The organism is Corynebacterium evansiae (assembly GCF_027570065.1).
GTDB lineage: Bacteria > Actinomycetota > Actinomycetes > Mycobacteriales > Mycobacteriaceae > Corynebacterium > Corynebacterium evansiae.
On the sequence record NZ_JAKMUT010000009.1, the window covers coordinates 1 to 21,502 of the forward strand.

The window sequence follows — 21,502 nt, forward strand, 5'->3', positions numbered from 1 at the left end:
AATTGATTAAGGGAGTATGTACGTCTATGGCGTACGTGCTCCCTTTTTCCATGCCCAAATCCTCAATGCTAAAGTCTGATTCATGAATACACAGCCAGCCTCCGCCACGCCCCTACAACGCTGGCTGCTACTAGCCACAGTCGGCGTAGGCATCACCATCATTACGATCGACAACACCATCCTCTACACAGCGCTCCCCAGCCTCGTAGAGGACCTCGGCGCATCCAGCACGCAACAGCTCTGGATCGTCAACATCTACGCCATCGTCATCGCCGGCCTACTGCTCGGCACCGGTACCCTCGGGGACAAAATCGGCCATCGTCGCATGTTCGTCGCCGGCCTCATCATCTTTGGCCTCGCCTCACTAGTCGCGGCGTTCGCCCCCAACCCCGGGGTTCTTATCCTTGGCCGTGCCCTACTTGCCGTAGGCGGCGCCACGATGATGCCGTCCACGCTATCGCTCATCCGCCTTACCTTTACAAACCCGGCTGAGCTGAATCTCGCCATCGGAATCTGGGGCAGCCTCTCAACCGTCTCGGCCGCCCTTGGCCCAATCGCCGGCGGTCTGCTTCTGGAACTGTACTGGTGGGGATCCTGCTTCCTGATTAACGTCCCGCTTGTTATCGCAGCGCTCATAGCCGTGCCCTTTGTCGCCCCGAAGGATCAGCCACGACCCGACAAGCACTGGGACTTCATCTCCTCCTTCTACGCGATGATCACCCTGGTCAGCGCAGTCCTGCTCATCAAGGAGGGCAGCCACTCCCCGCAGAACTGGCCAGTCATCGGCGTGGCAGCCGTGCTGCTCCTCCTGGGCGGCTGGGCCTTTACGCGGCGTCAGAACGGGCTCGAGCAACCCCTGATCACCTTTGACATCTTCCGCTTCCCCGCGTTCCGTGCCGGCGCCCTGGGAGCCGCCCTGTCCATGTTCGCCCTCGCTGGACTGCAGTACGTCATCACTCAGAAGCTGCAACTCGCCGACGGCCTATCCCCGCTGCACTCCGGCGTGTACGTGACCTTCGCAGCCGTGGGCGCCCTATTTACCTCCATCTACGCCGGTGCCCGCCTCACTCGCTTCGGCATCCGACGCCTGATCGCCGGCGGGTTCGGCCTAGCCACGATCGGTGCTCTATGCGTGTGCCTTTATGGCTATTTGGATTCGACGCCCCTTCTTCTCAGCGGCCTATTTATTAAGGGCATGGGGCTAGGCGCGGTGATGGCGGTAGCCTCCATCGCCATGATCTCAGGCGTGCCGAGCCATCGCGCAGGCATGGCTTCCTCGGTGGAGGAAGTCAGCTACGAGTTCGGATCTTTGACCTCCATCGCGGTCCTCGGCAGCCTGGTCACGGCCTTCTATTCTGCGCTGATCACCCTGCCGGCCGGGGCCCCAGCAGAAGCGACGGAGAGCCTGCATGCCGCGGTGCACATCGCCCATTTGTCGGACGCCAGCTGGGCCGAACCGCTGCTAGCTGCCGCAGATACGGCTTACTCCCATGCCTTCGCAATGATCACTGCCCTGGTCGTGGTGGTGCTGGCGGCTGGATGCCTCTACACGGCGCGAATCTTGCGCGGCGTCACCGTGGAGCTGCAGGATTGATCCAGCGCCAGTTAGAACCGGCTGATGAACTCCCGCTCCTCGCCGCTCAGTGGGTCAGGGAAGCGGAGCTCCTTGGCGATTAGGCCCATGGGGGCGGCAAAGTCCTCGTCCTCCACATAGACCGGCCGGGGCGTAGGGGCGTCAATAGAAAAGAGCGCCGCGTCCGTGAGCTCGGTGTACAGAGGATCGTTCAGGATCGGCAGCCCCAGTGAGCGCAGGACGACGCGCAGCTGGTGGGTCTTGCCGGTGCGGGGCTCCAGGCGCCAAACCAGAACCTCGCGGCCGTCGCGATACTCGGTGCGCAGCCCCGTGACCAGGGTAAGTGCATTGGGCGGGCCGTCGGTGAGGATGGTGCTGAGGTGCCCGCGTGTCTTGGACATGCTGTGCTCCAGGCGCCACGGGCGCTCCGGCGTAGGGGGATCCCACGAACGCCAATCGGCAAGCGGGGAGATGGGGGCGAAGGGGGCTTCCGCGGGCAGGGGAGTCAAGGCCTCGTAGACCTTGTGGGGGATGCGCCGCTCGAACATCGTCTGGTAGGCGCCGCGGACCTCCGGGCGGGCGGTCATCAGCAGCACCCCGCGGGTCAGGCGGTCGAGGCGGTGCGAGGGGGAAAGCTCCGGAATGCCGAGCTGCACACGAGCCTTGACCAGCGCGGTCTCGGTAATATGCTGGCCGCGGGGGAGGGTGGCCAGGAAAGGGGGCTTATCCACCACGACGATATCCGCATCCTGGTGCAGCACCGTAATCTCGCCGGGGACGGGGCGTTCCGGGGCGGGGCGCCGATAAAAGTTGATGAAGCTGCCGGGGCGCAGGACGTCATCCGGGGCGAGCGCTTCACCGGAATCCAGACACACTTCACCTGCGGCGAAGCGCTCCAAAACGGCACTAAAATTATCATCTTCTGCGCGGTGGCGCTGGGAGGAAATAAGGTGCCACAAAAAATCTTTTGCCACCCACGGCGTGTCGGTAGCTGGGGGAACAAGAATCCGCGTAGGATTTAAGCCCCTTTTTACTGGTAAAGGTCCCATCAATCCGTTATGCTACCCGGCATGGATATTGCTGCAATTACCGGTTCCCTGTCTAACCTGCTCAAGAGCGACCTCGGCGCTGTTCTGCTGAACATCTTCCGCACGCTGCTTGAGTTCTTCTCCCCGTCCAACGCTCCCGCTGCGGATGACGTTCCGCTGCCCAACACCCAGGGCTAGTACCTCAATCTGAAACCTAAATTCCCACCCAAGGGTGCCCGATTTGTCCCGAGAATAGGGGGCAAATGGGCACCCTTTCTGCATTGATTAGCGCTTTTGAGGATAATGGGAAGTGGTAGAGGATCAATCAAATAATGCCCTTGCAAGGAAGGATCGTTTCCCATGGCTACCACGAGCGATAAAGAAATCATCGTCGCAGTTGATGGCTCTGACGCCAGCAACGAAGCCGTTAGGTGGGCTGCGAACGCCGCCCTGAAGCGCAAGCAGCCACTGAAGCTGGTCAGCGCTTACACCATGCCGCAGTTCATGTACGCCGACGGCATGGTTCCGCCGCAGGAGCTGTACGACGAGCTCGAGAGCGAGGCCGGCGACAAGATCGAGAACGCCCGCAAGATCGTCACCGACTTCAGCGCCGACGTCGAGGTCAGCTACCTCGTCAAGGAAGGCGCCCCGATCGATACTCTCCTGGATCTCTCCGAGACTGCGGAGATGATCGTCATGGGCTCCCGCGGCCTGGGCGGCCTCTCCGGCCTGGTCATGGGCTCCGTCTCCAGCGCTGTTGTCGCCCACGCCGAATGCCCGGTGGTGGTTGTGCGCAAGGACAACGACGTTACCGTCGATAACAAGTACGGCCCCGTTGTGGTCGGTGTGGATGGCTCCGAGATTTCCCGCCAGGCACTGAAGATCGCCTTCCGCGAGGCCGAGGCACGTGGCGCCCTGCTGCGCGCCGTGCACTCCTGGACCGACACCCAGATCCACACCACCTACGTTGGCCTGGTGGATGCGCAGAACCAGATGGATCGCATGATCGTCGAGCGTCAGAACATGATGGAGGACGAGCTGAAGGAGCTCATCAAGGAGTACCCGAGCGTACAGGTCGAGGAGATCGTCGAGCGCGAGCGTCCGGTACAGTCCCTCACCGAGGCAGCCAAGGATGCACAGCTGCTGATCGTTGGCTCCCACGGTCGTGGCGGCTTCAAGGGCATGCTGCTGGGCTCCACCTCCCGCACCCTGCTGCAGTACGCACCGTGCCCGATGATGGTTGTCCGCCCGAAGGACAAGAAGCGCAAGTAAGCACGCGCAAAACAATAGCGCAAGATAATACAGATCCTGTAGAGTCCAATGGGCTCTGCAGGATTTTGTAGACTTATGCGAGTAAGCGCGCTAAAGGCCGACAGTCAGAGATGACAAGGATGACAAGGATAAGGAGAGAAGTAGATGGCAACGGCAGAGGATAAATCCCGCACGGCGGGCTCCGCGGCCTCTACTGACTCCTCGGCCAAGGCAGACGGTGCAAAGGTAGCCAAGAAGACCGTAAAGAAGACTGCCAAGAAAACCGGAAAGGCCACCAAGCAGACTGCTCGCTCCAGCCGTCGCAACCGGCCCGGGCCGCGCCAGCGCCTGCTGGCCAGCGCGACGAATCTGTTTACCACGCAGGGCATCCGCGTGATCGGAATCGACCGAATTCTGCGCGATGCAGATGTGGCGAAGGCCAGCCTGTACTCCCTGTTTGGATCGAAGGACAACCTAGTAGTTGCCTACCTGCAGGAGCTAGATCAGAAGTGGCGCGAGGACTGGCACGCGCTGGCGGATGAGCGCGAAAAGCCGGAGGATCGCATCATTGCGTTCTTCGACCTGTGTATTCAGCAGGAGCCAGAGAATAACTTCCGCGGTTCGCACTTCCAGAACGCGGCCAGCGAATACCCGCGGCCCGAGACCGACTCGGAGCAGCGCATCCGCGACGCGGCGATGGAGTACCGCCGCTGGTGCCGCGACACGATGGCCGAGCTGCTTACGGAACGCTTCGGCTATGCCTCGCAGACGCTGGCCGACCAGCTCATGGTATTCATGGACGGCGGGCTTAACGGGGCGAAGATGTCCCGCAACACCGTGCCGCTGGAAACCGCCCGCGGCCTGGCGAAGCAGCTGCTGCTAACGGCACCGATGAGCTACAACATCTAGCTATTTCGCTTGGCCTTACGAGCCTGCTTCTTTTCCTTCTTTTCCTTCTTCCGCTCCACCAGCTGATCCTTCATCAGCTTGTGGTGCTCCAAGAACTCCTCCGAGTAAGGGATTTTGCGGTCCAGGATCCGCTGAATGGTGATCGTCTGGGTGGTGGTCCACAGGTTGTTACCCACCCAGTAGATCATCAACGCAACCGGGCCGACCGCGCCCAGGGCAATAGTGAATGGGGCAATCAACACGATCGGGCCGATTAGCCACATCAGCTTCAGCATTCCGCGGGCCAGGCCTGAGTTGTGATCCACCGTGAGGTAATTCCGGTACATGGAATAGCCCCAGTTAGAAGTGGTGAAAATCGCCGCCAGAATGGCCATGGGGAACACCACCCAAAAGACCTGCTCCTGCGTGGTGTGGATTTCCGCGAACTGCGAATCCGACATCTGCACGTAGGCGGCCATGGGCACCCCGAAGAGCTTTGCGGAAAGCAGTGACTGGACTTCCTCGGCATTCAGAGGGCCAAAGCCGTTGACGGAAGCGTTGATTTCCGGATCCGGACTGGTGACGTGGATGAGCATGCGGTACAGGCCAATCAGGACCGGAATTTGAATTAGCGCGGGAATGCAACCATCGGAGAAGCGATATTCGTGCTCCTTCTGTAGCTCGCGTCGCCTCTTTCCCAGCTCTTTGCGCCCTTCCGCCGTTTTATCATCGCTGTATTCCTGCTCCAGCCGATAAACCTTTGGACGGATGTTAATCAAAATACGGCTGGAATAGGACTGCCGGTAGACGAAAGGCAAAAGCAGCGACCGAACGGTGACGATCAGAAGCACAAGTGCCAGCAACCAAGATTGCGCTGCATCCCAGCCAAAAATATCGGCAAAAAGGTAATGCCATGCCTTCAGGAATAGGGCAACGGGATACTCGACAATCTTCATGGGGGAGAGCTTACCCGCCAAAAGAGATAGCTGCGGGATACGGTGGGGAAACGCCCCAAGACGTAGTACCATGTGACGCATGGCGCGACACCGACGGCAGACGAAAACACGGCTCGACCCGATTAGTGTTTTCGGCGAAGTCCTCATCACCTTTGGTGTCCTCGCCCTGCTTTTCGGTTTCTGGGATGTTTTTTGGACGGATGTTCAATCCGGACGCGAACAGGCCGCAGTCGCCCAAGAGCTGGATGATCAGTGGGACGAGAAGAACCCCCGCCCGCTGACCGAGCCGGCCGAAGGCGCTGCCTTTGCTCGCCTGTATATCCCTTCTTTCGGCTCGGACTTTAACTTCTCTGTGGTCAAGGGCGTGGCCGACGAGGACCTAAGCAAGGGGCCGGGCCACTACCAGGAAACCCAAGCCCCAGGTAAGCCCGGTAACTTCGCCATGGCCGGTCACCGCGTGGGCCGTGGCTCCCCCTTCAACGACCTGGGCCTGCTGAAAACCTGCGATTCCGTCGTGGTGGAAACCGCCGGCAGCTGGAATATCTACCGTGTGCTGCCGATCGACGTAGCTCCGGCCGATCGCCTGGCGGAGGCCGAGAAGTGCATGCCCCCAGAGCTGGCGCAGAAGATCTCTAGCGGTGAATACGCGGGCGTCAATGGGCGCTACATCACCACCCCGAACGACATCAACGTGATCAACCCCGTCCCCGGCCAGGAGCGCGTCGAGGTGCACCCCAAGGACGATGCGGCGTTGCTGACGATGACGACCTGCCACCCGCAGTTTTCCAACAAGGAGCGCATGATCGTCCACGCGGCGCTCGTCCGTTCGGAGCCGAAGAAGGGCGGCGAGGTGCCCGAGGAATTGACGGAGGGAGCTTAAATGTACGCGCTGCTGTGGCGTAACCTGCCCGGGCCCTGGTGGGTCAAGCTACTGATCGTCCTGGTGCTGCTGGTGGGCATCTTCTTCCTGCTCATGGAGGTCGTGTTCCCTTGGGTCGGGCCTATGATGCCCTGGACCGATGTGGGGGTCTCGGAGGGACTGCTTAGAGCTTCAGGTTCTTGATCGTTTCCTCGGCGATCTTCTGAGCCTTCACGGACTGCTCCTGCGCAGTGGTGACCACCACGGCCGTTTCGTCCTTCCACACCGCGTACACTGCGCCGGATTCCCCGTCGCCGCCACGGCGCCCGCCGCTCCACCCTTCTGGGTCAAGAGCCTTGAGCGTGGAATCGATCGGCGCGGCATGGTCGACCACCGCGATCGCATCGGAGTTGGTGCGCATGTGACGCACCATCACCGTGGCCTGCGGGTAGTCCTCGTAAGACCAGAAAACACAGGCGGGAGGGTCGAAGCGCCCGTCCGTGCCGGTGCCGGTGAGGCGCTGGCCGTTGGTGTTCTGCAACCACTCGCCGTCCAGGTAGGGGCAAACCTCCTGGCCACCCTGCCCCACTGGCTCCGGGGTGGCGTCAATCGGCAGCTCCGTGCCCTTGACCGGGTCGACGGTGCGTTCTGCGGAGGTTTCCGAGGTCGGCTCGTCGTCCTCCGCGCCCCCACAGGCGCTGATGCTAAAGGCCAGCGCGGTGCCTGCCACCAGCGCTAGGGATGCTCTTTTTATCTTGTGACGCCCCAACTTCGAAAAACCTCGAATCTCCTAAAACGAAAAGCGTTTACTTGCCCTGAGCCTTCTCAAACTTTTCAATAACGTCGGCGGAAATGCGGCCGCGCTCGGAAACCGCAACGTTGTTCTCGCGTGCCCATTCGCGGATCATGCGGTTGCGCTCCGGGTTGGTGCTGCGGCCGGCGGTGCGGCGCCCGGCACCACCGCGGGTCTTGCGGCGGGCAACCTGAATGTAAGGAGCCAAAGCCTTTTCAAAAGCCGCACGGTTCTTGGCGGACAAATCCAGGGTGTAATCAATTCCGTTGACGCTGAAATCAACGACATTGACCTCCTCCTCGGAAAGTGGGGCATTGTCCAGATCGTCAAAGAACTGGGTAATTTCGCGGCGTGCCATCGGGGCATTCCTTTCTTCCAAGTGTTTGTTGCATATAGCTTTCGGGCTGCTACCTGCGCTACTTAGTTAATAGATTTTCAAACACTAGTCTAACCCATTAAAGGCAAGTATCAATGATGAGCTTTGTTTAAAGCTAAATGAACTGTAAAGGCGCTGGAAAGGGTGGCGTCATTAAGAAAAGAATAAATAAAAAATACCCCCAGGTGTGTACCTGAGGGTAATAAAGCGCTTTAAGGCTTTTAGCGGGCGGAGTGCTTAGCCGGTTCGATGCGCACGTTGGAGGTGTGGATGCCCTCGCCCCACTTGGTGGTGGCGGCCTTGCCGAAGTGCAGCGGCTGGTTCGGCTTCAGCTTGCCGTCCGGAGCCAGGAAGATCCAGTTCGCGTCTACGGCATCCTTCGTCACGCGCACGACGGTGTAGCCGTGGGAGTCGAAGTCCAGGTACTTCACGTGGCGGTTCATGTTGGTGAAGGCGTACTCGACTGTGTGGGACAGCGCGTTATCCTCCGGCAGCTTCAGAATGTCGTCGATGTTGGAGGAGGTAACGGAGGTGCAGACGATCTCCACGCCGGCGGTGCCGCCGTTCGGGTAGGTGCCCGGCTTGGCCGGAATGTCGTTGGCCCAGGAGGAGTGAATGTCTCCGGTCAGCCAGACCGTGTTGCGGATCTTGTTGTCCACCAGGTACTTGATCACTCGGCGACGTTCGGCGGCGTAGCCATCCCACTGGTCGAAGTTGTAGGGCATGCCCTCTTCCGGCAGCCCCAGCAGCTGGGTGACGGCTTTGGTGGCCTCTGGATCCAGCGGCGGGATTAGAACCGGGCTGAACATCACGGAGTTGCCGATGAAGTTCCAGCGGGCAGTCGAGGTGGACAGCTTCTTGGTCAGCCAGCCGAACTGCTCGGAGCCCAGCATGGTGCGGGACTCGTCGTCGGTCTTGCGGGCAGCGGTGAAGCCGGGCTTTTCGTTGCGGTAGGTGCGCAGATCCAGCATGTTCAGCTCGACCAGGTTGCCGAAGGACAGGTTGCGGTAGATGTGGCCCTTCTCGGACAGCGGGGTGGCGCGGATCGGCAGCCACTCCAGGTAGGCCTGCATGGCGGCATTGCGGCGGGCGATGAAGTCGCCCTCCTTGTCTGCCTGGTGGTTCTCCGCGCCGTTGGACCAGTTATCGTTGGCGACCTCGTGGTCATCCCAGGTGACGATCCACGGGCACGCAGCGTGCGCGGCCTGCATGTCCGGATCGGTGTGGTGCTGCGCGTAGCGCTGGCGGTAGTCGGCCAGGGAGACGATCTCGTTGGCCGGCTCGTGCAGGCGGACGGAGCCGGTCTTACCGGTGTACTCGCCGCGCGGGTACTCGTAGATGTAGTCGCCGACGTGCAGCGCGTAGTCGATGTCGCCGCGGTTCGCCATATCGCGGTAGGCGCTGAAGAAGCCGGCCTCCCAGTTGGAGCAGCTAAACAGCGCGAAGCGCAGTTCGGAGACGTCGGCGCCCTTGGCCGGTGCGGTGCGGGTCTTGCCGACCGGGGAGGTCTGACCCTTGCGGGGGCCGTCGACGGCGGTGAAGCGGTAGAAGTAGCCGGTGTAGGGCTTCAGGCCGCGGGCCTCTACCTTCACGGTCATGTCGCCGGCGGGCTCCGCCTTCGCGGTGCCGGAGGTGACGATCTGGGTGAACTTTTCGTCGCTGGCGACTTCCCACTTCACGTTGGTGGTCTGGCCCTTGCCGTCACCCGGGTAGTCGTTTTCGTTGGAGGTCACGCGGGTCCACAGCAGCACGCTATCCGGGTAGGGGTCACCGGAGGCAACGCCATGCTGGAAGGCATCCTTGCCCATCTTCTTGTTGATGGGCGGGTTCGGCTGCTTGGCGGAGCCCAGCGGCGCGGCAGAGGCGGTGGAGTTGGCGGCAACGGTGCCGATGCCGACGGCAGCTGCGCCGGCCGCGCTGGTCTGTAGAACCTGGCGGCGGGTGAACTGGCCGGACTGGGCAGGGGTGGAGTTTTCCTGAGGCTTGTTCGTCATAGCCTAATAAAACCACGCGCAAACGGGTTTCGCTGGGTGAGATCCCCCCCCAAGCTCTACTTGCGCTTGGCCTTAATCTGGGCTTCCACCAGATCCAGCTCGTTGGATACGGAACGCAGCACACGCTTCGCCTGGCCGTCGTTCATGGAGCGGGAGTTCTCGACGGCCGTATCCAGGTCGTCCATACGCTCGGAGATGTCCTTGGCAAAGCCGGTCGGCACGCCATCGTCCAGGGACTTGCGGATCTTCTTGATGCGCGCCTGCTGCAGGCCGCCATCGCCCGGGAACTGGGCGGTTGCCTTGGTAGCCAGGCCACTGCGGCGAGCTGCGGAGCTGTTGGAGGCCTCCTGCAGGGCGGTGGCGCCACGGTAGAACAGCGGGATTGCAAAGGGGGCGGCTACGCGGGCAGCACCGGCGATCTTCAGCACCTTCTTGGCGTTGAAACGACCGGCCTTGATCTGCTCCAGCGAGGCCTTCGCCATCTTCTCGTTGTGCTTGCGCTGCGCCTTGAGTTCCTTGGCATCCATCTTGCGCACCTGCTTGGCCGTCTTGCGCAGGTAGGCCTCCTTGCGCTTCTCCAGCTTCGAGTCGGCCTTTACCTGTGCCTTGGCGCGAACCTTCGCTGCCTTCTCGATGGCCTTCTTTTCCTGACGGCGCTTGCGCATACCGCTGAGCAGTCCCATGTCACTCCGATGCGAATTGATCTGTCTTGATCTGTCTTACTGTTCAACCAGATTACTTAAGAAACATCTTTACTGTACTTGCTTCACTGTACTCCGACACCCCGGGGCGGAGGCTTAACTATTTGGGCGCTCAACCTTCTGGGGAGGCGCGCTGCCTGTCCGGGGGACGCGCTAGGCTTAGAAACTATTGTGAGCCTGCCTGAAGATCTTCCGCCGCTCGGCCCTAGCGACCTCGTGGGCTGCCGCCACCGTGCGGTATTGCGGCGTCACAAGGAACAGCAGGAAGCATCGGCCACCCCGCGTATCCACATCGCACAGGATCTCGAGTCCTACGTGGAGTCCGTCCAGCGCAAGGCCAACGCGGCGCTCCGGCGGGAACAGGTGTTTCGGCGCCTGCCGACGAAGCCGCGGATCGGCGACAAAGTGTTCCCCACCAGGGTGGATATCGACCCTAGCGAGCCCGGCACCGCCGTCGAACAGACCCTGGAGGCGCTGGCTTCCGGTGCTCGGCTGATCACCCGCCCCGTGCTGGCCGAAGGGCCTTTCCGGGTGGAGTTGGATCTGCTCGTCCGCGCGGACCGGGGCAAGGGGGTCGACGAGTTTATGCAGTACACGCCCGTCGCGATCTCCTCGCACTCCGTGGCGCGCCGCGCGCGGGCCACACAGCTCGCGGATTGTCGGGTGACGGACATTAGCGCCCTGGGTTTGGCGGTGCCGGCGCCGATTGACTTCCGCCATCGCGCCGCCGCCGGGGACGCCCAAAAGGTGGCCATCGCCCACGTCGTACTGCGGCAATGGGGCTTCGCCGCCAGCACCGTCGCACTGATCGGTCGCGCCGGGCCGGGCAGGCCACGTTGTTTCTTTTTTGACGCCCCCTCCGTCCTCCCCGGCCTGCAGGCCGCGTTGGAGGAACCGATCCCGACCAAGCCACGCAGAATCAAGGAATGCCAGACCTGCGAGTTTCATAATCACTGCCGGGCCCAATTGCTGCAGAGCCAGGAGATCAGCCTGCTGCTGCCGGGGGACAAGGCCCGCAAGTGGCGGGAGAAGGGGGTCGAGACCCTGCCGCAGCTGGCGGCCTCCGGGAACGGGGAACAGTCAGAGCTGGCACAGGCCTGGATGGACGGGCAGGTGGCTTTGCGCCGCCCGAAGAAGAACTGGCAAGAGCAGCCGGAACTCTGGGGCGGTAGCGCGCGCAACGCCGTCGGGGGCTTGCGTGACTGGGTGGAGATCGACGTGGACATGGAGGCCCACCCCAACCGCGGCACGTTCCTCTGGGGTACCTTCGACGGCTCGCGCTACATCGGGTTCGGAGACTTCAGCCGGGAAGGCGACGAAGGCCAACACGTAGCCGAGTTCTGGCACTGGATGCAATCGCAGAAGGACCGCGCCCTGGAGAACGGAAAGAACTTCCAGGTGTGGGTGTATGCCGCGCAAGGGGAAAACTACTGGCTGCGCCACGCCGCCGAGCGCTATGGCGGGCGCCGCTACGCTGTCGCGGGCACCAACGTGAAGGTGACCATGCCCACGCTGGAGGAGGTGAATGCCTTCATCGCCTCCGAGCACTGGTGCGACTGCTTCGGCCTGGTGAAAAAGGCGCTGGCGCCCACGGATTCGCTGGGGCTAAAGACGGTGGCGCCGCTGGCGGGGTTCGAGTTCAGCCAGGCGGGCATCAACGGCAAGGCGGCGGTGGAGCTGTTTGAGCAGGCCATCGGCGGATCCCGCAGTACGGCGCAGGCGGCCAGGCGTAAGCTGGAGCGCTACAACGCCGACGACTGCGTGGCGACCTCGGCGGTTCGCGCGTGGCTGCGCAGGGGCGCGCCGGGCTTGCGGGAGCTGCGGCGTCACTAAGCAGTCAAGAAGAAAAAGGGACAAGACATGACGAACTTCTTCGAACGCATCATGGCGCTCAACAGCCAGGGGCCGTACCGGGCCGAAAGGGTCGGGCCGGAGGACGCGCTGAAGGGCGGACGCACGCCAGTGCTAGAGAACCCGCAGCCGAACGTGGTTCTGGGCACGCCGCTGACCGGCCTGGAGGATAGCTACTGGGCCGAGGCCGACGGGCTGGAGCAACCCGCGCAGATCGTCCTGGGTCTGGGCTGCTTCTGGGGTGTGGAGCGCATGTTCTGGGGCGTGGACGGAGTGTGGGGCACCTCCGTGGGCTACGCGGGCGGATACACTCCGAACCCCACCTACCGCGAGGTATGCACCGGGCGGACCGGCTACGCCGAGGTGGTGCGGGTTGTTTTCGACGCCGCCGCGGTGAGCTTGGAGCAACTGCTGCAGATCGCCTTCGAGAACCACGACCCGACGCAGGGCGACCGGCAGGGCAATGACGTGGGCACACAGTACCGTTCGTGTGTGTACACGCAGGATGCCGAGCAGTTGGGGCGCGTGCGGCAGGCCATCACAGGCTGGCAGCAGCGCTTTAGCGACGCGGGCTTCGGGGAGATCACCACGGAGGTTGCCGAGCTGGCGGAGATTGGCGACGGGCAGTACTACCTGGCCGAGGACGAGCACCAGCAGTACCTACACAAGCACCCCGACGGGTACTGCAACCACGGGCCTAACGGCGTGAGTTGCCCCGTCGGGGTACTAGGGGACTAGCGAGCCAGCGACTGCGGACTCTACTTGGGGAGGTTCTGGTTCGGAATGCGCCCCTCGGGCACGACCTTGCTGCCGTCCCAGCGGAAGGTGACGTCCGAGTAGTACTTACCAGCATTCACATTGGCATCACCAGATTCCTGCAGCGCCTCCCAGTCGCGCATGCGCACGGTTACGGAAGAATCCGTGTCGGAGAGAATCTCGGTCTGCTGGATTGTGTCGGAGCCAACGCCGATGTACTTGCCCTTGTGGAAGAGCATCAGCTGGGTCCGGAACTGACTATTGCCCTGTTGCGCCTGGGTGATCAGCGCGTAGCTGAGGTCATTGCAGGGGTTGTAGTTCGACTCGCCCGTGGGCTTCCAGCCGAACTGGTTCGGCGGCAGCTTGCTGATGTTGTTCGTGATCTCCGGGGAGTCTGGCTGTTCGGAGCAGTCCTGGTTGCCGCCGTCAGAGCCGGCGTTACCATCGCCGCCCTCGGCATCCTCACCTTCGGCGGGGTTCGGCGCTGCGGCGTTTTCGGTGTTTGCCCCTTCTGCGTTCTGGTCCTTGCCTTCCTTGGGCGCTTCGCCCTTGTCGGCGGAGCCAGCGTCCGCGGCTTCCGCGTTGGAGGTTGCAGATGCAGCAGGAGCGCCTTCATCGTTGCCGTCGTCGCCGCAGGCTGCAGTTCCCAGCAACAGGCCGGTCAGGGCGACCACGGCACCAAACTGACGGGTGCGGCGTGCGCCGCGCGTGTGGTGGGAATCGGGGGAGTGGTTGGAACGGATGGTTCGTGCGTGAGCCTTCATTGTTCTTCTCCAATCTCAGGTGGGTGTGTAGGTGACTTGTGGGCCAGCTGCGAAAGTCCAATCGAGCGCGTGAAGTGAGTGAGTGCTCGTTTAAGTAACCGTTCGCTGGGCCCGTTGCGTTTCTAGGGCTGCGTTTCCAGGTACGCAAAAGGCCCTGTATCAAATCGCCGGAAAAGCTTCCGGCGGATACAGGGCCAGCTCTATTTAGTTTTCAGTGCTGGGGAAGCGCCTACGCGGGCGCTCCCTTGAGACAGCTTTAATTCTGGGCTACTTCTGGGCAGCCTCGTAGCGCTTTGCAACCTCGTCCCAGTTGAAGACGTTCCAGACAGCCTTCACGTAGTCTGCCTTAACGTTCTTGTACTGCAGGTAGAAGGCGTGCTCCCACATATCCAGCAGCAGCAGCGGGGTCAGGTTGATGGACAGGTTGCCCTGCTGGTCGGTCATCTGCTCGACAACCAGGCGGCCAGCGATGTGGTCGTAGCCCAGAACAGCCCAGCCGGAGCCCTGTAGGCCCAGTGCAGCACCGTTGAAGTGCTCCTGGAATGCCTCGAAGGAACCGAAGTCGCGGTTGATAGCCTCAGCCAGCTCGCCGGTCGGCTCGCCGCCACCGTTCGGGGAGAGGTTCTTCCAGAACAGGGAGTGGTTGGTGTGGCCACCCAGGTTGAAAGCAAGGTCCTTGGACAGTGCGGTAACTACGCCAGCGATGGAGCCATCCTTGCGGGCAGCCTCCAGCTTCTCGAGGGCAGCGTTAGCGCCGTTAACGTAATTCTGGTGGTGCTTGGTGTGGTGCAGCTCCATGATCTCGCCGGAGATGTGGGGCTCCAGAGCGTCGTATGCGTAGTCCAGCTCGGGAAGTTCGTACTTAGCCATAGTTTTTAAAGTTCCTTTCACACGTCGGAAGTGCTTATGACAACAAGTGTGGCGCGAAAATATGGTTCCTGCAAGGTTTTCTCTTAGGAACTTATTAGTTTTGGCTACCACGTATCAAAAGTTCAACGTGCAGAAAATCTTGTGGTGAGCGTGTCTGGACACAGCGCTATGCTGGCCGTGGGCGTCAATAAAGAACGAAGGCACCTACAGGGCAACCAGAAGGAAGAAGGCCACAATGACTGCTCCACAACCGCACAATGACACCAACGGCGACACCAACGGCACCACCACTACGCCACCGACCCCCGGCTCCAAGATCGTGCTCATCGGAGCGGGCGACGTCGGCATCGCCTACGCATACACCCTGGTTAACCAGGGTTTGACCGACCACCTGGCCATCATCGACCTGGACGAGCGCAAGACCTGGGGCCACGTACAGGACCTCAACCACGCAGTGCCGTGGTCGCACCACAACACCCGCGTTTCGGTTGGCACCTACGAGGACTGCCGCGACGCCGCGATGGTCTGCATCTGCGCGGGCGCGGCGCAGAAGCCGGGGGAGACCCGACTGGACCTCGTTGCCAAGAACACCGCAATCTTCAAGACGATCGTCGGCGACGTGATGGAACACGGTTTCAACGGCATCTTCCTGGTCGCCAGCAACCCGGTGGACATCCTGAGCTACGCGACGTGGAAGTTCTCCGGTATGGACTCCAGCCGCGTGATCGGCTCCGGCACGATTCTGGATACCGCGCGCTTCCGCTATGCACTGGGCCGCTACTTCGACCTCGCGCCGACCTCCGTGCACGCGTACGTGATCGGCGAACACGGCGATACCGAGCTGCCGGTGCTTTCCGCCGGTTCGGTGGCGGGCACCTCCATCCATCACCGGCTGGAGTTGATCGGCGAATCCGCCGACGAGGACGTCGACGAGATCTTCGTGAAGACCCGCGACGCGGCCTACGAGATCATCCAGGCCAAGGGCTCCACCAGCTTCGGCATCGGCATGGGGCTGGCGCGCATCACCCAGGCGGTGTTCAGCAACCAGGATGTCGTGCTGCCGATCTCCACCCTGTTGCAGGGCGAGTACGGATTCGAGGACATCTACATCGGTACTCCCGCGGTGATTAATCGCCAGGGCGTGCGCCACGCCGTGGAGCTGCAGCTGGACGCCGAAGAAAAGGAGAGGTTCGACCACTCCGCGAACGTGCTGCGCAAGGTGATGGGCGAAGCGGGGCTGATTTAAGTAAACAATAAGTGAAACTTGGAGGCTGTCGGGCGTGAGCGGATGCCGGTTGCACGCCGGCGCACTAAAAATAGAGGGTATGAAAATTGTCGCCCACCGCGGAGCCTCCAAGGAACGCCCAGAACACACCCTGGCAGCCTATGAACTGGCCGAGCAAAGGGGAGCGGACGGCTTCGAATGCGACATCCGCCTGACTCGCGACGGGGAACTCGTCTGCCTGCACGACCGCACCATCGACCGAGTGGCGGTGGACAAGCCCGCGAAATCCAACGGCGTGGTCAGTGAGATGACGTTGGCGCAGCTGCGGGAGCTGAACGTCGGCACTCCCGAGGAGCCCGCGCAGGTGCTTACTCTGCGCGAGCTTCTGACCTTCTTTAACGACGTGAATTCCTCGCGCATCGACGCCGGGCAGGAGCATAGCCAGAGGGCTGGGGCGGCAGGCGCTGGAGAGGGGGCGTCACTAAAAAAAGACATCTTTATCGAGACCAAGCACCCGAACCGCTACGGGCCCAAGGTCGAGCACGCCCTGCACTACGAACTGCAGCGGGCGCACCTGGCGGAGAGCGCGCACGTGCATCTGATCAGCTTCAGCCCGCAATCGCTGGTGCGCTTCAAGATGATCAACCCGGCGGTTCACCGCATTCTGCTGCGGCGCGAGTACCAGCGCATGCTCAACCCAGGTCTCGAAGCACTGCATGTGGTGGACGCCCACGGCCTGTCGGTCGCGCGCGGTCGGATTCGCCCCGACATCATCGGCCGCTTTGGCGATGGAACCTACGTGTGGACCGCCGACAAGGAGGACGAAGTGCGGTGGGCTGCGCGGCAGGGCGTGACCTGGCTGGCGACGAACTACCCCGGGCGGGCGCGGATGTGGCGCGACAGCGAGCTGGGGCTGGACAGGCCGGAGTCTGCCAAGCTAACGGCAGACAAGCCGAGGCCAGCCAGCGAAACCAGTGCTGCTGCATTTTCCTTGGTGCAGCCAGGTACAATTAACGACCGTGGCTAAGAAGAAAAAGAATCAAGAGAACCTGCCCGAGGGCATGAGCCGCCGCCAGGCGAAGCTCGCTGCCCGCGCCGCGGAACGCGCGAAGCTGCAGAAGGACCCGCGCCCCTTCGATGGTTTCGCCATGGAGGCCGACCTGATCGCCCTGCAGGAATTCGTCCCCTCGGCGCACTTCGTTGCCGACGTGAAGGACGCGGAGCACAAGATCTCCATCGTTACCGTCCTGCCGGGTGCGGTCGCAGCACTGCGCCGCTCGGAGGAAGACGGCGGCGAGGCCTTCGTCGCACTGCAGACCCAGCGCCGCGGTGACAACCCGAACCGTGACTTGGCATTCGCCCTGAACTGGGTAAAGCAGGCCGAGCCGGGCCAGTCCCTGGAGGTCGGCGTGGCCGACGGCACCGAGCCCGCCCTGGCGGACATCCTGAACAAGGACGCTGCCTCGGAGATCACCGTCGCCCAGGACTTCGCCTGGTGGCTGACCGAGGATAACCGCAACAACCCGCAGATCGCCGCTACCCTGCAGCGCGCCAACGAGTCCGTGCTGCCGTCTGAGCGCGTGGAGGCGGACATCAAGGGCGCCGCATGGTGGATTGATCCGTCCGACAAGGCGCACATCCGCTGGGTTCGCCAGGAGGGCGAGGAGGAACTGCTGAACGCTCTGGCCCGCCTGCACGCCGCTGGTGAACTGCACCTGGGCGAGGGCTCCAAGTTCGCCGGAGTGTTCCGCACCCACGGCATCCTGGTTCCGGTGTGGGACCTGGACCGCAGCCGCGAGTCCGCTTCCTGGAAGGAAGGCCTGGAGGCGCTGGATCCGAAGATCGCAGAAGCCCTGGCCAAGGATGCTCCGCTGACTGCCGACGAGCAGAAGGCCAAGCAGACCATCCAGTCCCGCGAGGTAACCATCCGCTAGTAGCGGCTGGTTAGCAGCTGGTTAACGCAGCTCCGCGAACATCTCCTCTGCGCCGGCTTCGTCCCACAGTGCGACGTTGCCGGCGTAAGTGTTTTCGTAGCCAGCGATCGGCACGGTCTCCTGCTTCGCGCCGCCGGCCATTGCCAGGCCTAGCGAGGCGAGGTTCCACACGTGGTCGCCCTCGTTGACCTTCATGTTCGCGCTGAGGGCGTCCGCGACCTTCAAGTTCTTGAACGGATTCAGCAGGGTGCCGGGGGACTTGATCTTATTGGACAGCGCGGCCAGGAACTTGCGCTGGCGCTCCACGCGGTCCAGGTCTCCCTGCGCCGAGGCGTAGCGGGAGCGCACGTACCCCAGCGCGGTCGGCCCATCGAGTTCCTGGCAGCCGGCCTGCAGGTTGATGCCCGCCATCGGGTCATCCAGCGGCTCGTCCAGGCACATTTCCACGCCGCCGACCGCGTCGACAACATTGGCGAATCCGCCGAAGCCGATCTCTGCGTAGTGGTCCAGGTGGATGCCCGTCGCCTGTTCCACGGTCTGCTGCAGCAGTGCCGGGCCGCCGAGGGAAAACGCCTGGTTGAGCTTGTTCTGCCCGTAGCCCGGGATGTCCACCCAGCTATCGCGCGGCAGGGAGAGCATGGTCGCGTCTCCGCCAAAGCGGGGGATGTGCACCACCATGATCGTGTCTGTGCGCCCCACCGATTCATCCAGCTCCCCGGCCATCAGACGGTCGGCGTCCTCCTGGCTCAGCCCGGCACGGGAATCCGAGCCAACTAGCAGCCAGTTGGTTCCGGAGGTGTTCCCCAGGCGACCGTCGTAATCCTGTAGGGCGTCGATGCGCTGGAGCTTCGTATCGATCCACACGGCCGCGCCGATGCTGAACGCCAGCACGATGGCCAGCAGCAGACCTAGCGCCTTGAAGAAGCCGAAGCGCTTGCGCTTCCTCGGCCGCTGAGCAGCCCGCCCGCGGGGGCGCCGAGTGGGGCGCGGGGGCTCGCCCCTGCCATCACGGCCCCTGCCGGAGCGGTCGGGGTAGCCGCCGAATTGCGGCTCGCCGAAAGGTTGACCCTGTTGGGGCTGTTGGCCCGGATACTGGCTCTGATATTGGCCCGGCTGTGGCTGGTAGCCCCGGTTAGCATCGAGGGTGGCATCGCGCGGCGGAAGCGGCTCGGCACGGCGGTAGCGCGGCCCTTCGGGCTGATTCGGGATCTCGCGGCGCTGGGGCTCCTTGCGCCCGGTGGACTCGGTGGGTCCGTTGGGCTCGTTGCTGCTCGGAGGGATGACGCCCTTACGTACCGGCCGCCCGTAGCGATCCAGGATGGGCTTGCCGTGACGATCCCGGGCGATCTCCATACCCCCGGCACCGTCCGCGCCGCCGGAATTGTTGGCGGGGCGGCGGGGGCCGAAATTATCGCGAGAATTCATGGGGACAATAATAACGGGTTCCGGGGACATAGCTGGCGTCAATGCAGTGGTACAGCGGCGCTCGAAGGGCCCAACTGTGCACTAAAACAGCACAGCGTAGCCGACGAATGCGACGGTATCGATCAGCCCGTGGCCGATGACGAGGGGCCAGATCCGCCCGGTTCGCTTGAAGTACCAGAGGTAGATGACCCCCATAATGATGTTGCCCAGACCGGCGGAATACCCCTGGTAGAGGTGGTAGCTGCCCCGCAGCAGCGCGCTGGCGGCGAACACCCACGCCCAGCTGATGCGCAGCTGCCGCAGTCGCGTGCTGAGCCAGGCCACGACCACCAGTTCCTCGGCGAATCCATTGGCCCAGGAGTTCAGAATTAGCAACGGAATCCGCCACCAGGATTCGTCCAGGCCCGTGGGCACGACTTGTTTCGATAGCCCCAGGTGCACCGCGCCGAGATAAAACGCCAGCCCCGGTAGTCCGATGATCGCGGCCAGCCCCGCCCCGTGCAGCCAGTCGCGGCCCCGCAGCCGCCAGCTGCGCACCAGCGCCGGGGTGGGCAGGTGCCGTAGCAGCAGGAATATCGCCAACCCACCCCAGGCGAAGAGCACGCCACTGGAGAGCAGCTGCAGAATCGGATCCAGCCAGGGCAGCACCGATTGTGCCTGGTTGAGGGTGGCTTTTTGCTCGTTGAGCGCCTCCGGGCTGACGGTTGCCTCCACCAGCCGGGCGATGGCGCGCAGCCCCGAGGTGCCGAAGGTGATGCCCAGGACAAGCAGCAGTTCCCACCGCAGTGCCGTGCGGTCGCTGGTGCTAGTGCTCATGCTCATGGCTGTGGCTGTTGTCGGGCTTGACGCGGAAATCCAGGGCCTCTATATCGCCCGGAACCGCAACGCTGAGGCTTTCGGCGGGCAGGCGCGAGGCGGCGTCCATAAGGAAAGCAGCGAGGGAAAGCAGCGTCGCGGCGTTCGTGCGATTGCCGACCGCACCCAGCATCAGGGCGATCGGCCAGCGGCCGGGCACGCGCTCGGGGGCGACGAGCGGCAGCGTGACGGCCGCCCATCCCGTCAGGTTCCACAGGGTGCCCCACGGGGTCCAGGCGGTCTGCGCCCAGAAGTTATCGGCGGGCGTGAGCTGCGAAAACGCCCCGGGAGGTGGCGGGGCGCAGGCGAGGGTCGGGGTCGCGATCACATCGAAGTGTGGCCACGCCCGTTGTGGGTCTAGCCCGACTATCTGTTCTTCTAACTGTTGACGCCGCCATTTCGGCACCTGGCGGCCTTCGTCGCGCAGCCAGGTAGTAATGGGCGATAGTGTGCCCGGCAGATCCGCGCAGCGGGCGGCGATGAGGTCGCGGAAGAGTTGAAAGGTGGCCGGGGGATAGGGTGCGGGCGCCTGGGTTACGGACTCGACGCGCGGATGCGTGGTGGCCAGAGCTGTGGCCGCGGCGGTGGCGGCGGCGATCTCCGGGGAGACAACGCTGCGAGTGTGGAAGGGCTGGTTGGTATAGCCGATGCGCAGAGGCTGTGGCGATTGGGCGGGCTCGAGGTGCAGCGTGTCCATATCCGGCGCGGGCAAGCCGTAGGCGCGGGCGGTAGCGGGCAGGTCGGAGGCGATAAACCCCTGCGCGACCGGCGTGAACGAGCCGAACCGGTGGTTGTGGGCGGGCTTCAACGCGGCGAGCCCGCAGCAGGCCGCGGGGATGCGGATGGAACCGCCGCCGTCGGTGGCGTGGGCGATGTTCACCAATCCACGGGCGACGGCGGTGGCCGCCCCGCCGGAGGAACCGCCGACCATCATCGCGGAGTTCAACGGGTTGACGGGCTGAGGCATGCCGACGGGCTCGGTATAGGCGGTGGTGCCGTACTCCGCAGAGGAAGACGCGCCGACCAGCGTGGCCCCGCCCACCAGCAGGCGGTGGGCGGCCGTGTCGTGGTAGTTGGCCACGAAGCTGTGGTGGACCGACCCCATGGTTGTGACCTCGCCCGCCACCTGCTGCAGGTCTTTGATCAGCACCTCTTCGCCGCCGAGGGGGAGATCCGGGTGACTGCGCAGGAAGTCGTAGCTGTGGGGGTTGTCGTAGACGCGGGCCACGCCCAATTGTGCGTTGCTGAGCCCAGTATCGCGCCGGGCGCGGGCGAGGCGGGCGGCAAAAGTGCTGGGCTGGTCGGGCGTGCGGTTCATTGCTTCCCAAGGATATACCCGGGGTATGGCCTGGGAAGCTTCGTCTCCGGGAATCACAGGGAATCCAACTTCGGGAATCCTCGGG

The 21,502-nt window shown here is 63.1% G+C and carries 22 protein-coding genes; 11 read left to right on the forward strand and 11 right to left on the reverse strand.

Annotated features, from left to right (window positions below; translation table 11 throughout):
- The first annotated feature begins 82 nt into the window (after nt 1-82).
- Nucleotides 83-1,594, forward strand: a complete 1,512-nt coding sequence (locus L8V00_RS09100) for an MFS transporter (protein ID WP_269944829.1) — start codon at nt 83-85, stop codon at nt 1,592-1,594.
- 11 nt (nt 1,595-1,605) lie between these two features.
- On the opposite strand, the gene L8V00_RS09105 is transcribed toward L8V00_RS09100, so the two are convergent.
- Nucleotides 1,606-2,622, reverse strand: coding sequence for a pseudouridine synthase (locus L8V00_RS09105; protein ID WP_080971906.1), 1,017 nt, complete (start codon nt 2,620-2,622; stop codon nt 1,606-1,608).
- Between the two features lie 21 nt (nt 2,623-2,643).
- Between L8V00_RS09105 and L8V00_RS09110 the strand changes: the two genes are divergently transcribed.
- The 3 genes from L8V00_RS09110 to L8V00_RS09120 all read left to right on the forward strand — a co-directional run bounded on the left by L8V00_RS09110 (nt 2,644) and on the right by L8V00_RS09120 (nt 4,761).
- A complete protein-coding gene (locus tag L8V00_RS09110) occupies nt 2,644-2,799 on the forward strand; it encodes a hypothetical protein (protein WP_239317324.1) in 156 nt (51 codons plus the stop codon).
- A gap of 162 nt (nt 2,800-2,961) precedes the next feature.
- Nucleotides 2,962-3,873, forward strand: a complete 912-nt coding sequence (locus L8V00_RS09115) for a universal stress protein (protein WP_035005928.1) — start codon at nt 2,962-2,964, stop codon at nt 3,871-3,873.
- Nucleotides 3,874-4,017: 144 nt separating this feature from the next.
- A complete protein-coding gene (locus L8V00_RS09120) occupies nt 4,018-4,761 on the forward strand; it encodes a TetR/AcrR family transcriptional regulator (protein WP_035005925.1) in 744 nt (247 codons plus the stop codon).
- On the opposite strand, the gene yidC is transcribed toward L8V00_RS09120, so the two are convergent.
- Nucleotides 4,758-5,696 (reverse strand): membrane protein insertase YidC, encoded by a 939-nt coding sequence (yidC, locus tag L8V00_RS09125; protein WP_035005953.1) that lies wholly within the window; start codon nt 5,694-5,696, stop codon nt 4,758-4,760. The two genes, L8V00_RS09120 and yidC, sit on opposite strands and share 4 nt — an antisense overlap.
- Nucleotides 5,697-5,775: 79 nt before the next feature.
- On the opposite strand from yidC, the gene L8V00_RS09130 reads away from it, so the two are divergent.
- Nucleotides 5,776-6,576: a class E sortase gene (locus tag L8V00_RS09130; protein WP_269944830.1), complete on the forward strand. Its 801-nt coding sequence runs from the start codon at nt 5,776-5,778 to the stop codon at nt 6,574-6,576.
- Nucleotides 6,577-6,759, forward strand: coding sequence for a hypothetical protein (locus L8V00_RS09135; RefSeq protein ID WP_035005919.1), 183 nt, complete (start codon nt 6,577-6,579; stop codon nt 6,757-6,759).
- Here the strand turns inward: L8V00_RS09135 and L8V00_RS09140 are convergent.
- The 4 genes from L8V00_RS09140 to L8V00_RS09155 form a co-directional block, all read right to left on the reverse strand.
- Complete coding sequence (locus L8V00_RS09140; protein WP_269944831.1) at nt 6,740-7,285, reverse strand: DUF2020 domain-containing protein; 546 nt, start codon at nt 7,283-7,285, stop codon at nt 6,740-6,742. The genes L8V00_RS09135 and L8V00_RS09140 overlap by 20 nt on opposite strands.
- A gap of 76 nt (nt 7,286-7,361) precedes the next feature.
- Complete coding sequence (locus tag L8V00_RS09145) at nt 7,362-7,706, reverse strand: histone-like nucleoid-structuring protein Lsr2 (protein WP_070488437.1); 345 nt, start codon at nt 7,704-7,706, stop codon at nt 7,362-7,364.
- A 239-nt stretch (nt 7,707-7,945) separates the two neighbouring features.
- Nucleotides 7,946-9,718: an alkaline phosphatase D family protein gene (locus tag L8V00_RS09150; RefSeq protein ID WP_269944832.1), complete on the reverse strand. Its 1,773-nt coding sequence runs from the start codon at nt 9,716-9,718 to the stop codon at nt 7,946-7,948.
- A gap of 56 nt (nt 9,719-9,774) precedes the next feature.
- Entirely contained in the window at nt 9,775-10,401 is a 627-nt protein-coding gene (locus L8V00_RS09155; protein WP_035005910.1) for a DUF6474 family protein, read from the reverse strand.
- A gap of 381 nt (nt 10,402-10,782) precedes the next feature.
- Between L8V00_RS09155 and L8V00_RS09160 the strand changes: the two genes are divergently transcribed.
- Both L8V00_RS09160 and msrA read left to right on the forward strand, forming a co-directional pair.
- On the forward strand, nt 10,783-12,252 hold the full coding sequence (locus tag L8V00_RS09160; protein WP_269944863.1) for a TM0106 family RecB-like putative nuclease: 1,470 nt from the start codon (nt 10,783-10,785) through the stop codon (nt 12,250-12,252).
- Nucleotides 12,253-12,303: 51 nt separating this feature from the next.
- Nucleotides 12,304-13,008, forward strand: coding sequence for a peptide-methionine (S)-S-oxide reductase MsrA (gene msrA, locus L8V00_RS09165; RefSeq protein ID WP_269944864.1), 705 nt, complete (start codon nt 12,304-12,306; stop codon nt 13,006-13,008).
- A gap of 20 nt (nt 13,009-13,028) precedes the next feature.
- On the opposite strand, the gene L8V00_RS09170 is transcribed toward msrA, so the two are convergent.
- A complete protein-coding gene (locus L8V00_RS09170) occupies nt 13,029-13,790 on the reverse strand; it encodes an LppP/LprE family lipoprotein (protein ID WP_269944833.1) in 762 nt (253 codons plus the stop codon).
- A gap of 267 nt (nt 13,791-14,057) precedes the next feature.
- Nucleotides 14,058-14,660: a superoxide dismutase gene (locus L8V00_RS09175; RefSeq protein WP_239202015.1), complete on the reverse strand. Its 603-nt coding sequence runs from the start codon at nt 14,658-14,660 to the stop codon at nt 14,058-14,060.
- A 235-nt stretch (nt 14,661-14,895) separates the two neighbouring features.
- Between L8V00_RS09175 and L8V00_RS09180 the strand changes: the two genes are divergently transcribed.
- The 3 genes from L8V00_RS09180 (at nt 14,896) to L8V00_RS09190 (ending at nt 17,819) form a co-directional block, all read left to right on the forward strand.
- Nucleotides 14,896-15,906, forward strand: coding sequence for an L-lactate dehydrogenase (locus L8V00_RS09180; RefSeq protein ID WP_269944834.1), 1,011 nt, complete (start codon nt 14,896-14,898; stop codon nt 15,904-15,906).
- A 79-nt stretch (nt 15,907-15,985) separates the two neighbouring features.
- Nucleotides 15,986-16,912, forward strand: coding sequence for a glycerophosphodiester phosphodiesterase family protein (locus L8V00_RS09185; RefSeq protein WP_269944835.1), 927 nt, complete (start codon nt 15,986-15,988; stop codon nt 16,910-16,912).
- A gap of 34 nt (nt 16,913-16,946) precedes the next feature.
- Nucleotides 16,947-17,819 carry a DUF5926 family protein gene (locus L8V00_RS09190; RefSeq protein WP_274707189.1) on the forward strand — a complete coding sequence of 291 codons (873 nt, stop codon included), beginning with the start codon at nt 16,947-16,949 and terminating at the stop codon, nt 17,817-17,819.
- 21 nt (nt 17,820-17,840) lie between these two features.
- On the opposite strand, the gene L8V00_RS09195 is transcribed toward L8V00_RS09190, so the two are convergent.
- The 3 genes from L8V00_RS09195 to L8V00_RS09205 form a co-directional block, all read right to left on the reverse strand.
- Nucleotides 17,841-19,244, reverse strand: a complete 1,404-nt coding sequence (locus tag L8V00_RS09195; RefSeq protein ID WP_269944836.1) for an LCP family protein — start codon at nt 19,242-19,244, stop codon at nt 17,841-17,843.
- An 81-nt stretch (nt 19,245-19,325) separates the two neighbouring features.
- Nucleotides 19,326-20,060: a CPBP family intramembrane glutamic endopeptidase gene (locus L8V00_RS09200; RefSeq protein WP_070488434.1), complete on the reverse strand. Its 735-nt coding sequence runs from the start codon at nt 20,058-20,060 to the stop codon at nt 19,326-19,328.
- Entirely contained in the window at nt 20,050-21,417 is a 1,368-nt protein-coding gene (locus tag L8V00_RS09205; protein ID WP_269944837.1) for an amidase family protein, read from the reverse strand. Before L8V00_RS09205 ends, L8V00_RS09200 begins: the two co-directional genes overlap by 11 nt.
- Between the last annotated feature and the right edge of the window lie 85 nt (nt 21,418-21,502).